Below are 13,433 nucleotides of genomic sequence, written 5' to 3'. Positions count from 1 at the left end.
TGACGAACGGTCGTCGGGGTGATGCCCGGCGGCCGTTCGTCGTTGTCAGTACCCGGAGCTCATCGCGGCACCCGCCACGGCCCCGATGATACCGATCAGCACGTAGATGACGATGAGCGCGATCCCGACGATGATCCCGGCCATCGCGAGACCGTGGCCGCGCTCGCCGGTCTCCTTGATCTGGCGGAGCGCGAAGAAGCCCACGACGATGCCGACGAGCGGCACCAGGAACCCTCCGATGATTGCGACGATCGAGAGCGTGTTGAGTTTGGCCGGCGCGCTGCCGGTGTAGGAGGTGTCTGTCATGATTGATCCTAAAGTCGAAGAAATATCGGTTCCCCCAGAATACGAGAATTCATCACAGAAGTACATTCGAATCTGCTGAGCCTGAAGAACCGCATCAACGGAAGGGACTGCGCCGCTACAGTTGCGGCATGCCCGCTCTCACCCGCCGCCGTTTCCTGTTCGCGGCGGGGGGCTCCGCAGCTACGGCCACGCTGCTCGCCGCGTGCACCGCACCCGCTCCGGAGTCGACGGGCACAGCGTCACCGGGCATCCCTCCGCCGACTCCCGCGGGCCCGCCGGTCTGGAGCGAACTGGCCGCCGCCGTCACGGGCAGCCTGTTCCTGCCCGCTGCCGCAGGCTACGCTTCCGCGGCGCTCACCGAGAATCCACGGTTCGACGACGCGCGTCCGCTCGCCGTGCTCGAGGCGGCAGGTGCCGATGACGTCGCTGCAGGTCTCGCCTTCGCCGCCAAGTACGGAGTGCCCATCGCCCTCAAATCCGGCGGACACAATTACATCGGATATTCGGCGGGCGGGGCATCCGGAACCGGCGTCGCGCCCTCCCTCGTGATCAGCACCGCCACGCTCACCGACGTCGCACTCGCGGAAGACGGAACCACGGCCAGCGTCGGCGCGGGAGCCACCCTCGTCGAGGTCTACAGCGCCCTTGGCTCTGCGGGCCGTGCCGTCGCGGGCGGATCCTGCGCCACCGTCGGAGCGACCGGACTGACCCTCGGCGGCGGTGTCGGAGTGCTGGTGCGCTCGTTCGGTCTCGCCTGCGACCAGCTCACCGGCGTCGAGATTGTGACCGCAGACGGCACGGTGCACCAGGCCAGCCGCGATACGGATGTCGACCTCTTCTGGGCGTGCCAGGGCGGTGGCGGTGGCCAGTTCGGCGTCGTCACGAAGCTCACGTTCGAAACGCAGTCGGCTCCCGAAGTGAACACCTGGTATGTCGAGTGGCCGTGGAGCAGTGCATCCGACGTCGTCGCCTCGTGGCAGGTCTGGGCGCCCGGCGCCGACAACCGGCTCTGGTCGACCCTCAAACTGCTCGGTGGCCAGTCGCACACTGGCGCCCCGAGCGTCTCGGTCTCGGGCACCTGGACCGGCGACATCGGCGACCTCACAGAACAGCTGAAGCCGCTGCTGTCGGGGGTCGACGCCCGGCCGACCGACAACCAGTCGTTCCGCCACACGTACCTTGAGGCCATGATGACGGAGGCGGGATGTGAGAACACCCCGCTGGCCGAGTGCAAGACCGGCCCCGATGGGGCATTGACGCGCGAGCCGTCGTCCGGAACATCCAACGTCGCATACACGACCCTCGACGCGTCGGGGATCTCCGACCTCGTCGCCGCCGTCGAGCAGGCGCAGAGCGTGACGGGCATGACCGAGGGCGGCATTTCGATGGATGCCCTGGGCGGCGTCGTCTCGTCGGTCGACCCTGCCGCGACGGCGTTCGTGCACCGCACGGCGCTCATGACGGTGCAGTACACGGCGACCTTCGCGGTCGGTGCCGACCCCGCGCCGTTCGACGCCTACGTGCGTGGCTTCCGCACCACCATGACGAACCACTGGCAGAACTGGGCGTACGTCAACTACTGCGACAGTAAGATTCCGGATGCCCAGACCGCCTACTTCGGAGCGAACCTCCCGCGCCTGCAGCAGCTGAAGCAGCAGTACGACCCCCACGGCCTCTTCACCCAGCCCCAGTCGGTCTGACCCGCCCGCGCCGCCCGCGCCCCCGCGCCCCCCGCGCCCCCCGACGCCCCCCGACGCCCCCCGACGCCCCCCGACGCCCCCCGCTGCCCCCGCGCCCCGTCCCTCGCCCGCGTTCCACCGCAGGTGAGACACTTCCGCCCACGTGAGACCCGCGCGCGAGTCTCAGTCGTGCGCGCGAGTCTCACGTGCGTCAGGAGCACGGCGCTGTCCGATGCGGCGCAGTAGGCTGGCCGCATGCTTCTCAGCGACCGCGACATCAGGGCCGAATTGGGCAGCGGGCGGGTCGGTCTCGAACCCTTCGAGCCCCGCATGGTGCAGCCGTCGAGTGTGGATGTTCGCCTCGACCGCTTCTTCCGCCTGTTCGACAACCACAAGTACCCGTTCATCGACCCCGCCGAAGACCAGCCCGAGCTGACCCGGCTGATCGAGACGAAAGCGGATGAGCCGTTCATCCTGCACCCCGGCGAGTTCGTGCTCGGCTCGACCTTCGAACTCATCACCCTGCCCGACGACATCGCGGCCCGCCTCGAGGGCAAGAGTTCGCTCGGCCGCCTCGGGCTCCTCACCCACTCGACCGCCGGCTTCATCGACCCCGGATTCTCCGGCCACGTCACCCTCGAGCTGTCGAACGTCGCCACCCTCCCCATCAAGCTCTGGCCGGGGATGAAGATCGGCCAGCTCTGCTTCTTCCAGCTCAGCTCGCCGGCCGAGCATCCGTACGGCTCCGGCGTCTACGGTTCCCGCTACCAGGGCCAGCGCGGGCCGACCGCTTCGCGCTCGCACCTGAACTTCGTGCACTCCGACGTGTCGGCGGGTGCGGCGGGTGTGCTGGCGGCCCCTGTCGAGCTGAGTCCGGATGTCGCGGCCGCGCCGGCTCCGGATGCCCGCCCCTCCACCTCCGAGCCGACCACCCTCGGCGGCCACGGCTGACCCCGTCCGTTTCGACCGCCTGAGCGCCGCACCGGGTCCCTCGGGCGCGTCACGACGTGACGGCGGGGACGGGCGGGACGGGCCGGCCCGGCGTCCCGGAACCGCAGCACGGGCCCACCGGGACCAGCGGGCGGGCTGGCGTCACGGCGGCGGGCGGGTGATGATGGGGTGAGCCGCGACTGCGGCACGCGAGGCCGAGCACGGAGGGCGGAGTGACGATGGCCGAGTGGCACGCCCGCTTCGAGCGCGACGCGCGATTCCGGCATGCCGTCGAGGCCGAATACGACGGTGCGTATGACGTCGGCGACGCCCTGTGGTGGCTCGATCATCCGACCGCCGACGGCCCGTCGGGTGAACCGGCGCCGCGGAGGGCGCTCGCCGGGCTGCAGAGGGCCGCGTTCGCCCGGCCCGCCGGCGCGGGTGAGGAGGCCAAGGCTCTCGCCGCCCAGAGCGAACTCGAGGCCATCGGAACGTCGCTCGAGAGCGAGCGCGCCGAGACGGAACGGGCCGTCGCTGAATCTCTGACGACTCTGGATGCCCGGCCGGCCGTTCGCCGGAGGACCACCGTGCTGCTCGCCGGAGCCTTCATCGCGGCGGGCTGCCTGGCCGGGGCGGCCGCGTTCGTGGCGACCACGGTGATCGCGTCCCAGTCCGCAGCAAGCGGGGCCGGCACCGCAGCTGACGGCAACAGCGTCGGCGCCGGAACCGGGAACAGCGCCGGCAGCGGAGCGAACGGCGCCCCGGGCGACAACGCCGCGGGGAGCGCAGCCGACGGGGCCGGAACGGCAGCGGCCGACGGCGGATCGAGCTACAGTGCCACGGGCGGCGACGGTTCCGCCGATCCCACACCGCGGCTCACGGCAGCGCCCTATCCGAACTTTCCGCCGGGGATCGGCGCCGACTCGTACTCCGCGATCTTCTCCCACGGGCAGCTGGTCGCCGACCTCCCGCCGTCCGAACCCGCGCAGGAGCTTCTGGTGTCGACCTTCCGTGCGCTGAACGTCTCCCAGAACAGTCCGGGGGCTGTCTATGCCGCGGTCAGCACGTCCAACCAGGTGTGCCTCGTGGTCTACGGCAACCCGGTCGACTACGGCTACACCTGCGACGCCGTCGACCGGGTGGCGACCCGGGGACTGCAGGTGTCCCTCTCGACGCGTGACTACCGGGATCCGGATACGGGCCTGGTGACGCCCGGAGTCGGGCTCTCGGTGCGGTGGCTGCCCGACGGCGCGCTCACGCTCGACTCGTCGGTTCCGTACGACCGCGACTGAGGCGCGCCCTCGCGCCCGCCGGACGCCCCGACTCCCGCCCCCGCCCGCCGCCCGCCGCCCCCGCCCGCCGCCCCGCCCCCCGCCCCGCCGCACCGTCGCCCCACGTTTGCACTCTTGCCCAGAGGACGCCTTCTGCAGCCGTTCGGCGCTCCTCGCCGTATCATGCGTCCTCTCGGCGCGCAGAGCAGGCCCGGCGGGGCCGAGGTTCCCCGCGCGAGGCCGACGCGGCGGGGCCGATACGCTGGAATCGGAGGAGAACGATGACCCAGCAGCACCCGGAACCCCGCGCACGCCCGAGCGACCAAGAGAACGCGCGAGCGGCGGCCCCGGGCATCCGCGACCGCGTGTTCACGGCGGCCCTCTTCGACATGGATGGCACCCTGATCGACTCGACGCCCGCCGTCGACCGTTCGTGGACGACCTGGGGCGAGGAGTGGGGCCTCGACCCCGCGTTCCGCGAGGGCATGCACGGCAAGCCGGCGATCGGACTCGTGAGCGCCGTCATCGCCCCCGAACTCGTGGACGAGGCGTTCGCGCGCATCCTGCACCTCGAACTCGTCGACCTTGACGGCATCACGCCTCTCGGTGGCGCTGCAGAGCTGCTCGGCAGCCTGCCGGAGGAGCGCCGCGCGATCGTCACCTCGTGCACGCGTGAACTCGCCCGGGCGCGCATCGGGGCGGCGGGCATCCCCGCCCCCGAGACGGTGGTGACGATCGACGACACGCCCCGCGGCAAACCGTTTCCTGAACCGTTCCTGGAGGGCGCCCGCCGGCTGGGGGTGGATCCGCGCGACTGCCTCGTGTTCGAGGACGCACCGGCCGGGCTTGCTGCAGGACGGGCTGCCGGATGCACCACCGTCGGCGTCACCGGAACGCATTCGGCAGCAGAACTCGACGCCGACCTCGTGGTCGACAGCCTCGCCGGTGTGCGGTTCATTCCCGTGCCCGGTGGGTTCCGCCTCGACTTCTGAACCCGCCCCCTGCCCCCCTCGATGGAATGGGTCAGGCCGCCAGGGCGGCGCGGGCCGCCATCAGCGCGGGGAGCTGCAGGGTGAGCCAGGGGCTGAACGCCCAAGGGGTCGCCTCGATCGCGGCCAGCAGCGCGGCCGGTTCGGCCCACTGCCATTCAGCGACTTCATCGGGATGGGGCTGCAGGGCATCCGAACCCACCGCCGGGGACGTGAAGACCGCCGTGTAGACGGGGCAGATCTCGTTCTCGACGATTCCGGTGGCATCCACCGCGCGGTAGCGGAAGTCGGGCAGCACGACCTCGACCGAAGCGAGACCGCTGCCGCTGCCGCTGCGGCTGCCGCTGCCGCTACCGCCGGAGTCACTGGCCCCGCTGTCGCCGTCACCCGCGGCGCCGCCACCCCCGATCCCGAGCTCGTCGCGCGCCCGCCGCGCCAGCGCATCCTCGAAGCTCTCACCCGGCGCTGGATGCCCGCAGAACGAATTCGTCCAGACGCCGGGCCACGTGCGCTTCGACAGCGCCCGGCGGGTCACGAGGATCCGCCCGGCCCGGTCGAAGACGTGGCACGAGAAGGCGAGGTGCAACGGTGTGGAGAGGGTGTGCACCGTGGCCTTGTCGGCGACACCGATCGGATTTCCGGCATCGGACAGTAGCACGACCTGCTCATCGGAGGCAGCCATAACGCCCTCTCTCACTCGGTGGGTTACGCTGAAATGGTGGACCCACAGGATCTCGTGGTGGCAAGCTCGCGGCGACAGAAACATGTCGACGACGTACTTGACCGCTTCTTCAGCCTAGCCAAGAACCGCGCGGCGGCGATTGGGCCACGATACGTCACGCTGTGGCAGACCTTGGAACGCAACACATCTGGTGGCAAGCGTTTCCGGCCTGGCATGGTCATGGGTGCCTACGAGTCCCTCGGCGGCACCGACAGCGAAGCTGCGGCCCACATCGGGGCGGCGTTCGAACTGCTGCACACGGCCCTCATCGTGCACGACGACGTGATCGACCGGGACTTCATCCGGCGTGGCGGAGTGAACGTCTCCGGGGTTTACCGCGACTTCGCGCAGACCGCGGGCATCCCGATCCCGGCGGCCGAACACCGCGGACTCTCCGTCGCCGTGATCGCCGGCGACCTGGCGCTTTCGAACGCGTTCCGGATGATCGACAAGGCCGGTGTCGGAGACGAGATGCGCCGGCGACTCCACGACATCTTCGACGAGGCCCTGTTCGCCTCTGCCGCCGGCGAACTCTTCGACGTCGATTTCTCACAGCTCAAGTCGATGCCGACGGTCGACGAGGTCGTCGATATGGAGCGCCTGAAGACTGCCGTCTACTCGTTCGAGAGCCCCTGCGAGGCCGGTGCCGTGCTGGCCGGTGCGAGCGACGAGGCCGTGCGCGCCCTTGCCTCCTTCGGCCGGAACATCGGCATCGCCTACCAGATCGTGGATGACGTGCTGGGCGTCTTCGGTGACGAAGCCGCCACCGGCAAGACCACCATCGGCGACCTGCGGGAGGGCAAGCGCACAGTGCTCATCGCCTACGCCTCGGGCTGCCCGGAGTGGCTCGAGATCTCGCAGTGGCTCGGTCTCCCCGACCTCACACGCGAGCAGGCCGGCGTGGTGCGCCGGTCGCTCGAGGCCTGCGGTGCCCGCCAGTACGCGGAGGATCTCGCGCGCGAGTTCGCCGACCGCGCCATCGAGGAGCTGGCGTCGGATGCCCTCCCCGACGCCACCCGCGCCGAGTTCCAGCCCGTGATCGACGCGGTGCTCCGGCGGGTCCGGTGAGCGGGCAGACGACCGACCTTGCGAGGGCACGGTCGCTCTACGACAGGGTCGCCGTCGAGACGGCGGGAATCGTCATACACCGGTATTCCACCTCATTCGGACTGGCCTCGCGACTGTTGTCCCCGCCGGTTCGGCGCCACGTCGACAACATCTATGCTCTGGTGCGGCTCGCCGATGAGGTCGTCGACGGCGTCGCGGCCTCGGCGTCGCTCGGAGCGCCCGAGATCGCCCGCCTGCTCGACACGCTGGAGCAGGAGACGCTCGACGCGATGACCGTCGGGTACAGCACCAACCTGATCGTGCACGCGTTCGCCCTCACGGCGCGGGAGGTCTCCTTCGGCCCCGAGCTGGTCGTTCCGTTCTACGCGTCCATGCGAGCTGACCTCACCGAGACCGAACACACTCCCGAATCGTTCGAGGAATATGTTTACGGATCGGCCGAGGTGGTCGGGCTGATGTGCCTCTGTGCATTCCTCGAAGGGCAAACTGCGTCGGATGACCGGCGAACCACGCTCGTCGACGGGGCCAGGCACCTCGGCGCAGCGTTCCAGAAGATCAACTTCCTGCGCGACCTCTCTGCGGACTTCGCGGGGCTCGGGCGGAGCTACTTCCCCGGAGTGAACGTGTCGACCTTCGGAGAGACCGCGAAGCGCGACATCCTCGACGACATCGACAACGACCTCCGCATTGCGCGGGCCAGCCTCCCCCTGCTGCCTTCCTCATCGCGCAGGGCGGTTGCGCTCGCGCAGGGTCTGTTCGGCGAGCTGACCCGACGGCTCCGGGAGACCCCGGCTGCCGTGCTGGCCGAGACGCGCATCCGGGTGCCGAATCCGGTGAAGCTCCGGATCGCCGCCTCCGCTGCCGCCGGCCGGCTGCCGCGCGAACTCCCGCCCACCGCCATCAGCAGATCCAGCCCTGCCAAGGAGAACCGTTGACCCCCGAGCGAGATGACGCCGAGCCCACCGGTGTCGAGCATGACGCCGAGCACACTGGTGCCGAGCACACTGGTGCCGAGCATGAGCCGCGCGCGAACTCCTTCGATGACATCGTCGACGGCGAGACCGACGTGATCGAGCGTCTGCCCGACGATTACATCCTCGATGCCTACGCCGCCCGCCCGAGCGCCGCCGCCGAGCGTGCCGCTGCCGCCCGGCGCCCGGGTGCAGGCAAGACCGCCGTGGTGATCGGCGCGGGAATCAGCGGACTCGCCACCGCCGGACTCCTTGCCCGCGAGGGCTACAGCGTCACCGTCGTCGAGAAGCAGCCCGCCGTGGGCGGTCGCGCCGGCCTCTGGGAGAAGGACGGCTTCCGGTTCGACACCGGCCCGTCGTGGTATCTCATGCCCGAGGTGTTCGACCACTGGTACAAGCTGATGGGGTCATCCGCTGCTGCCGAACTCGACCTCTCGAAGCTCGATCCCGGCTACCGGGTGCTGTTCCAGGACGAGTTCCGTCCCGTCGACATCGCTGCGAGCCGTGAGGAGAACCTCGAACTCTTCGAGTCGCTCGAACCGGGATCCGGGGTCCGGATGGCCGGGTATCTCGACTCCGCGGCCGAGACGTACGAACTGGCGAAGGAGTACTTCCTCTATTCGACGTTCGAGGACTTCCGCCCGCTCCTGAAGGGACCGGTGCTGAAGCGTTCGCCGCGTCTCGTGCGCCTGCTGCTCGAGTCGCTCGACAGCTTCGCGGGTCGCACGGTGCGCGATCCGCGCCTGCAGCAGATCCTCGGATACCCCGCTGTCTTCCTCGGGTCGTCGCCGTACTCCACTCCGAGCATGTACCACCTCATGAGCCACCTCGACCTCGACGACGGCGTGCTCTACCCGCAGGGCGGCTTCGCCCGCGTCATCGAGAGCATCGAGCAGCTGTCTGTCTCGGCGGGCATCACCATCGTCACCGGGGCGACGGTCAGTCGCATCGTGACGTCGGGCGACGACCTCGACGCCGCCGCGTCGGAACCCCCCGCGCCGGGGCCGTACGACTATCCCACGAACGAGTTCGACACGAATGTGATCGACCGGGACGAGCTCCGGCGTGTGCTGGAAGGCGAGGCGGAGCCGACGGGCGCCGCACCGGCTGGAACTGCCGGAACCGCGGCAACCACCGGGACTTCCGGCACCCCGGACGCCGCGGTGAAAGCCACGGCTTCCCGCGACACGGATGCCCTCACCGGTGATACTCCTTCTGAGACACCTCCGGCGACGCCCGTGCGGGTCTCGGGCATCCAGTACCTCGATGCCACCGGCGCGGCGCACACTCTCGATGCGGATGTGGTGGTCGCCGCCACCGACCTCAAGCACGTCGAGACCACGATGCTTCTGCCCGAGCTCCAGACGTATCCCGAGAGCTACTGGGCGAAGAAGACGGCCGGCCCGAGCGCCGTGCTCATCTACCTCGGCGTCTCGGGCGAGATCCCCGAGCTGGCGCACCACACGCTCTTCTTCACCAAGACGTGGAAGAGCGACTTCGAGAAGATCTTCGGCAAGGGCGGCGTCGCCGCCGGGCTCCTGAAGAGCGTCGGAATGGGCCGACCGGTCACGACCTCCGTTCCCAGCCCGGCGTCGATCTACGTCTGCCGGCCGAGCGCCACGGATGCCTCGGTCGCGCCCGAAGGGTCGGAGAACCTCTTTGTGCTGGTGCCGATCCCCGCCGATCCGGGCATCGGGTCAGGCGGCGAAGACGGCTCGGGTTCCCCGCAGGTCGAGGCCATCGCCGACGAGGCCATCGCGCAGATCGCCGAATGGGCGGGCATCCCCGACCTCGCCGAACGCATCACGGTGCGCCGAACGGTCGGCCCTGCCGACTTCGCGAACGACCTCAACACCTGGAACGGCACGGCCCTCGGGCCTGCCCACACGCTGGGCCAGAGCGCATTCTTCCGGGCAGGCAACGTGAGCAAGAAGGTCGCCGGCCTCTACTACGCGGGCGGATCCACCATCCCGGGAATCGGCCTGCCGATGTGCCTGATCAGCGCCGAACTCGTGATCAAGCGGTTGCGGGGCGACATCTCGACGACAGCACTGCCGGAGCCGCTGTGAGCCCGGCCCGCGGCGGGGCTCGGCGGGGGAGGCGCTGATGGGCATCCTGTACCTGCTCGGCCTGCTCGTCGCGCTCACCGGGATGGTGATGCTCGACCGTCGCTTCCGGCTGTTCTTCTGGCAGGATGCCCGTCGGGCCGCGATCGTGCTCGTCGTGGGCGTGCTGTTCTTCCTGGCCTGGGATGTGTCGGGCATCACGGCGGGCATCTTCTTCCGTGGCGAGACGTCGTTCATGACGGGCATCCTGGTGGCGACAGAGCTGCCGCTCGAGGAGGTCTTCTTCCTGACGCTGCTCTGCTACCTCACGATGAATCTGTTCGAAGCGGTCGCGCGGATGCTCGCCCACGCCCGCCCAATGAGCGGCGGCAATGCGGGTGCCGGTGGCGCGGCGCGTGGTGGCGTGAGCTCAGGTGACGAGAGTTCCGGTGGCGTGAGCTCCGGTGGCGTGACTTCGACCGGTCCGCGCCCGGGGAGGCGCCCGTGACCTACTGGACGCTGAACGCCCTCTTCCTGGCCGTCGCCGTCGTGCTGGCCATCGGGGCGCGCGTCGCGCGGCGGAGCCCACGGCTGCTGCCTCTCGCCGTCACGGTGCTGGTGCTGTTCGTGGTGAGTGCCGTGTTCGACAACGTGATGATCGCCATCGGCCTGGTCGGCTACAACCGCGACCTCATCTCGGGTGCGTTCCTCGGCATCGCCCCGCTCGAGGACTTCGCCTACGTCTTCGGCGCTGTGCTCCTCCTCCCCGCCCTCTGGTACCTCCTCCCCGCCCGCACAACCTCGCGCACCCCCGCCGCCCGGGAGGAACGCCGATGAGCAGGCTCGGCCAGGTCATCCTGTCGTCGAGGCCGCTGTCGTGGGTGAACACCGCCTTCCCGTTCGCGGCCGGCTACCTGCTCACGACCCGCGAGGTCGACCTCACGTTCGTGCTCGGTACCCTGTACTTCCTCGTGCCGTACAACCTCGCGATGTACGGCATCAACGACGTGTTCGACTACGAGTCCGACATGCGGAACCCACGGAAGGGCGGCGTCGAGGGCGCCGTGCTCAGCCGCTCGATGCATCGCATGACGCTCGTCAGCGCGGCTGTGACGAATATTCCTTTCCTGGTATATCTCGTGATCGTCGGTTCGCCGCTGTCATGGTTGGTGCTCGCCATCAGCGTGTTCGCCGTGATCGCCTACAGCGCCCCGAAGCTCCGATTCAAGGAGCGCCCATTCATTGATTCGCTCACGTCGAGTACCCACTTCGTGAGTCCCGCCGTCTACGGCCTCGTGCTGGTGGGCGCCGTCTCCACCCCCTCGCTCTGGGCGATCCTTGCGGCCTTCTTCCTCTGGGGGATCGCCAGCCACGCGTTCGGCGCGGTGCAGGACATCGTGGCCGACCGCGAGGGCGGCATCGCCTCCATCGCCACCGTCATCGGTGGGCGCCAGACCGTGCGCTTCGCCTTCTTCGCCTACGTGCTGGGCGGCATCCTGATGCTCTTCACCGGCTGGCCCGGCCCACTTGCGGCCCTCCTGGCGTTGCCCTACGCCTTCAGCGTGCTGCCGTTCTGGTCGATCACCGACGCGGATGCCGAGCGCGCAAATGCCGGCTGGAAGAGGTTCCTCTACCTGAACTTCGCCACGGGCTTCCTCGTGACGATGCTACTGATCTGGTACGTGCTGCTCACTGCAGGAGCGGGGCTCACGGCCTGAACACGGCGCGTCGGTTGACGCGGTGGCGACCGGATCAGCCCAGGTCGACCGGCAGATCGTAGGGCGGTGCCACAGCTGGGCATCCTGCTAGGTACTGAAGTACGAGATGGCCGAGCGGATGGCGAACTTCAACCCGATCCCGGGCATGCCGACCGCCGACGATGTTGCGGCCTGTCAACCCGCCGGCCTGGGCCGGTCAACCCGTCGCCTATCAGGTGCTGAGCTGCTTCTGCTTCGCCGAGACCGGCAGCAACACGATCAGTCCGACCAGCAGCACCAGCACGATACCCAGGATGCCCCAGTACTGGGCGCCGCCGAGCGTCACGAAGAGGGCGAAGGCGGCCGGTGCGAGGAACGTCGCTGCCTTGCCGGTCGTGGCGTAGAGGCCGAAGATCTCGCCCTCGCGGCCGCCCGGGATGACGCGGCCGAGGAACGAGCGGCTCGCCGACTGGGCGGGGCCGACGAAGAGGCAGAGGGCGAGTCCGAAGACCCAGAACGCGGACTTGCCCGCGTCGTGCAGGAAAAAGACGGCCGAGCCGCAGATCACCAGGCCGATCAGCGCCACGACGATGACAGGCTTCGGCCCGACCCGGTCATCCAGCCGCCCGACGATCACGGTCGAGACCCCCGCCGTGACATTCGCCGCGATCGCGAAGACGATGACCTCGCCGGCCGAGAACCCGAATGTGCCGGCGGCCAACACCCCGCCGAAGGTGAATACGCCGGTCAGTCCGTCGCGGAACACCGCAGAGGCGATCAGGAAGTACACCGTGTGGCGATTGGTTCGCCAGAGCCCGGCGATGTCCCGCCCGAGGCGCGCGTAGGAGGCGAAGAAGCTCACCTTCGGCCGAGCTGCCGATCCGTGCGGTTCGAGTTCGGGCACCGACAGCAGCACCGGCAGCGCGAAGATGCCGAACCAGATCGCGGCGATGAGCATCGAGACGCGCACGGAGAGGCCGTTCTCGCTTGTCACGCCGAACAGCCCCACGTCGGGGTGGATGAAGCCGAAGTACACGATGAGCAGCAGAACGATGCCGCCGAAGTACCCCATCGACCAGCCGAAGCCGCTGACCTTGCCGATGGTGCGCCGGTTCGACACGCTCGAGAGCATCGCGTTGTAGTTGACTTCGGCGAACTGGAAGAACACCGAGCCCGCTGCCAGAAGGAGGAGCCCCAGCCAGAGGTACTCGGGAGCTGCCTGCACGAAGAAGAGGCCGGCGATGATCGCCACCACGATGTAGGTGTTGACGCCCAGCCAGAGCTTGCGGTTGCCGGAGGTGTCGCTCCGCTGGCCGGTGACCGGGGCGAGCAGGGCGACGATGAGGCCGGCCACGCCGAGCGTCCAGCCGAGCTGGGCTGACACGAACGCCTCGTCGCCGAACGGATGGTTCACCGCATTGCCGGTGAGGTAGACCGTGAACACGAACGTCGTCACGACGGCGTTGAAGGAGGCGCCGCCCCAGTCCCAGAGCGCCCAGGCGGCGATGCGCCGGCGGGGCACGACGCGGTCGTCGGCAGCTCCGGATGCTCGTGCCGGGGTCGAGGAGGGTGCTGTCATGACTGAACAGTACATTCCTCGCGTAAACAGCAGTGAAACTCCTGAGAGTTGAGCCAGACTGACTCAAGTCTTGAGCTCCGAGCTTGACACGGCATCCGGCGTCGGTAAACTTGATACTACGGGACTCAACTCTGATGGGTTGGCCCACAGGACTTGTGAAACGGCCGCCAGGCCACG

General features: G+C 69.0%; 13 protein-coding genes. 10 read left to right on the top strand and 3 right to left on the bottom strand.

Going from position 1 to position 13,433, the window contains the following annotated elements; translation table 11 throughout:
- Window positions 1–45: 45 nt before the first annotated feature.
- On the bottom strand, window positions 46–306 hold the full coding sequence (locus B7R22_RS16360) for a DUF4190 domain-containing protein (protein ID WP_172582495.1): 261 nt from the start codon (window positions 304–306) through the stop codon (window positions 46–48).
- Between the two features lie 128 nt (window positions 307–434).
- Here B7R22_RS16360 and B7R22_RS16355 point away from each other — a divergent pair, with 128 nt between their 5' ends.
- The 4 genes from B7R22_RS16355 to B7R22_RS16340 all read left to right on the top strand — a co-directional run bounded on the left by B7R22_RS16355 (window position 435) and on the right by B7R22_RS16340 (window position 5,178).
- On the top strand, window positions 435–2,006 hold the full coding sequence (locus B7R22_RS16355) for an FAD-binding oxidoreductase (protein WP_116412753.1): 1,572 nt from the start codon (window positions 435–437) through the stop codon (window positions 2,004–2,006).
- Between the two features lie 234 nt (window positions 2,007–2,240).
- The gene (gene dcd / locus B7R22_RS16350) at window positions 2,241–2,936 is read left to right on the top strand and encodes a dCTP deaminase (protein WP_116412752.1); all 696 of its coding nucleotides are present in this window, start codon (window positions 2,241–2,243) and stop codon (window positions 2,934–2,936) included.
- Between the two features lie 212 nt (window positions 2,937–3,148).
- On the top strand, window positions 3,149–4,207 hold the full coding sequence (locus tag B7R22_RS16345) for a hypothetical protein (protein ID WP_147305427.1): 1,059 nt from the start codon (window positions 3,149–3,151) through the stop codon (window positions 4,205–4,207).
- 260 nt (window positions 4,208–4,467) lie between these two features.
- Window positions 4,468–5,178 carry an HAD-IA family hydrolase gene (locus B7R22_RS16340; RefSeq protein WP_116412750.1) on the top strand — a complete coding sequence of 237 codons (711 nt, stop codon included), beginning with the start codon at window positions 4,468–4,470 and terminating at the stop codon, window positions 5,176–5,178.
- 31 nt (window positions 5,179–5,209) lie between these two features.
- Here the strand turns inward: B7R22_RS16340 and idi are convergent, their stop codons facing one another.
- On the bottom strand, window positions 5,210–5,857 hold the full coding sequence (gene idi, locus B7R22_RS16335) for an isopentenyl-diphosphate Delta-isomerase (protein WP_116412749.1): 648 nt from the start codon (window positions 5,855–5,857) through the stop codon (window positions 5,210–5,212).
- 33 nt (window positions 5,858–5,890) lie between these two features.
- On the opposite strand from idi, the gene B7R22_RS16330 reads away from it, so the two are divergent.
- The 6 genes from B7R22_RS16330 to B7R22_RS16305 are packed head-to-tail and all read left to right on the top strand — an operon-like array spanning window position 5,891 to window position 11,698.
- Entirely contained in the window at window positions 5,891–6,964 is a 1,074-nt protein-coding gene (locus B7R22_RS16330) for a polyprenyl synthetase family protein (RefSeq protein ID WP_116412748.1), read from the top strand.
- Window positions 6,961–7,899, top strand: coding sequence for a phytoene/squalene synthase family protein (locus tag B7R22_RS16325; protein WP_116412747.1), 939 nt, complete (start codon window positions 6,961–6,963; stop codon window positions 7,897–7,899). The genes B7R22_RS16330 and B7R22_RS16325 overlap by 4 nt, the downstream gene beginning before the upstream one ends.
- The gene (gene crtI, locus B7R22_RS19945) at window positions 7,896–10,004 is read left to right on the top strand and encodes a phytoene desaturase family protein (RefSeq protein WP_253259135.1); all 2,109 of its coding nucleotides are present in this window, start codon (window positions 7,896–7,898) and stop codon (window positions 10,002–10,004) included. The genes B7R22_RS16325 and crtI overlap by 4 nt, the downstream gene beginning before the upstream one ends.
- 37 nt (window positions 10,005–10,041) lie before the next feature.
- Entirely contained in the window at window positions 10,042–10,488 is a 447-nt protein-coding gene (locus B7R22_RS16315; protein ID WP_116412746.1) for a lycopene cyclase domain-containing protein, read from the top strand.
- Window positions 10,485–10,817 (top strand): lycopene cyclase domain-containing protein, encoded by a 333-nt coding sequence (locus tag B7R22_RS16310; RefSeq protein ID WP_116412745.1) that lies wholly within the window; start codon window positions 10,485–10,487, stop codon window positions 10,815–10,817. The genes B7R22_RS16315 and B7R22_RS16310 overlap by 4 nt, the downstream gene beginning before the upstream one ends.
- A complete protein-coding gene (locus tag B7R22_RS16305; protein ID WP_116412744.1) occupies window positions 10,814–11,698 on the top strand; it encodes a prenyltransferase in 885 nt (294 codons plus the stop codon). The genes B7R22_RS16310 and B7R22_RS16305 overlap by 4 nt, the downstream gene beginning before the upstream one ends.
- Window positions 11,699–11,909: 211 nt before the next feature.
- Here B7R22_RS16305 and B7R22_RS16300 read toward each other — a convergent pair whose 3' ends face one another.
- Window positions 11,910–13,256, bottom strand: coding sequence for an MFS transporter (locus B7R22_RS16300; protein WP_116412743.1), 1,347 nt, complete (start codon window positions 13,254–13,256; stop codon window positions 11,910–11,912).
- Window positions 13,257–13,433: the final 177 nt, after the last annotated feature.

Source organism: Subtercola boreus (genome assembly GCF_003399635.1).
Lineage (GTDB): Bacteria > Actinomycetota > Actinomycetes > Actinomycetales > Microbacteriaceae > Subtercola > Subtercola boreus_B.
Note: the sequence above shows the minus strand (reverse complement) of the source record. Positions and strands in the feature narration are given on the sequence as shown.

What these genes read in the sequence shown, in the direction of transcription:
- B7R22_RS16315 (WP_116412746.1), top strand. Translation starts at nt 10,042, where the DNA reads ATGGGCATCCTGTACCTGCTCGGCCTGCTCGTCGCGCTCACCGGGATG.
- B7R22_RS16330 (WP_116412748.1), top strand. Translation starts at nt 5,891, where the DNA reads ATGGTGGACCCACAGGATCTCGTGGTGGCAAGCTCGCGGCGACAGAAA.
- idi (WP_116412749.1), bottom strand. Translation starts at nt 5,857, where the DNA reads ATGGCTGCCTCCGATGAGCAGGTCGTGCTACTGTCCGATGCCGGAAAT.
- B7R22_RS16300 (WP_116412743.1), bottom strand. Translation starts at nt 13,256, where the DNA reads ATGACAGCACCCTCCTCGACCCCGGCACGAGCATCCGGAGCTGCCGAC.
- B7R22_RS16360 (WP_172582495.1), bottom strand. Translation starts at nt 306, where the DNA reads ATGACAGACACCTCCTACACCGGCAGCGCGCCGGCCAAACTCAACACG.
- dcd (WP_116412752.1), top strand. Translation starts at nt 2,241, where the DNA reads ATGCTTCTCAGCGACCGCGACATCAGGGCCGAATTGGGCAGCGGGCGG.
- B7R22_RS16355 (WP_116412753.1), top strand. Translation starts at nt 435, where the DNA reads ATGCCCGCTCTCACCCGCCGCCGTTTCCTGTTCGCGGCGGGGGGCTCC.
- B7R22_RS16340 (WP_116412750.1), top strand. Translation starts at nt 4,468, where the DNA reads ATGACCCAGCAGCACCCGGAACCCCGCGCACGCCCGAGCGACCAAGAG.
- B7R22_RS16305 (WP_116412744.1), top strand. Translation starts at nt 10,814, where the DNA reads ATGAGCAGGCTCGGCCAGGTCATCCTGTCGTCGAGGCCGCTGTCGTGG.